This window comes from Oleiphilus sp. HI0067, from assembly GCF_001635735.1.
In genome coordinates this window covers 1-625 of sequence record NZ_LWFI01001646.1, presented here as the reverse complement: position 1 = coordinate 625, position 625 = coordinate 1, and the positions used below count along the sequence as shown (strand labels likewise).

The window sequence follows — 625 nt, the reverse complement described above, 5'->3', positions numbered from 1 at the left end:
AAATTTCAATCGCGAATTTACAGGCTGTATTAATGGCTATAAAAATAATTAGATTGCTTCACCTAAGTGCTAGCCGATATAGTTTCGCGCTGAGACTTTAGGTCTCTAGAAATCTAATTGGCAAGGAATGCCAAATCATAAATTACTCTCAACAAAAGGATCTTGTGTGAGTCATTCTTCGTGGACGAGTACCGCTCAGTCGGTCGACTCGGGTTTAGTTTGTTTAGTGATGCTGGCGCGGTTTTATCAAGTCGCAGCCGATATGCTCCATCTACTGATCGAGTTTTTTATGTCCCCCTTGTTGCGATATCAGTATAAAGGCCTTCGGGAGCGTTAGCAGTTGAGTGTGCGCTAAAGGCACACTTATGCATGTGTAATAAGATCTAAATGTTCGGGGCTGCTCAAGTGCGACACATGATTAAAGCTAGAAACGTATCTTTTATCGCCCTTAATAAATAGCTCTGTAACGCCGGTGTTCCTGCTCTGTAAATTAAGATCAATCATTGTCTCCGCATTCAGACGCATAATGTGTTTGATCGCCATTGAAATCGCTACGCCAGAACTGAAAACGAAAATGTTTTTATGATCTTGTGTGTTCAGTGAATACAAAGCCTGTTCTACGCGG

2 protein-coding genes are annotated in these 625 nt (G+C 41.8%); one reads left to right on the top strand and one right to left on the bottom strand.

Translation table 11 applies throughout. The features are described from left to right. Positions 1-166: 166 nt before the first annotated feature. On the top strand, positions 167-337 hold the full coding sequence (locus A3739_RS29015; RefSeq protein WP_156502807.1) for a hypothetical protein: 171 nt from the start codon (positions 167-169) through the stop codon (positions 335-337). Positions 338-363: 26 nt separating this feature from the next. Here the strand turns inward: A3739_RS29015 and A3739_RS26585 are convergent. Further along, the coding region (locus A3739_RS26585) for a histidine phosphatase family protein (protein ID WP_197472609.1) at positions 364-625 on the bottom strand (262 nt) is incomplete at its 5' end.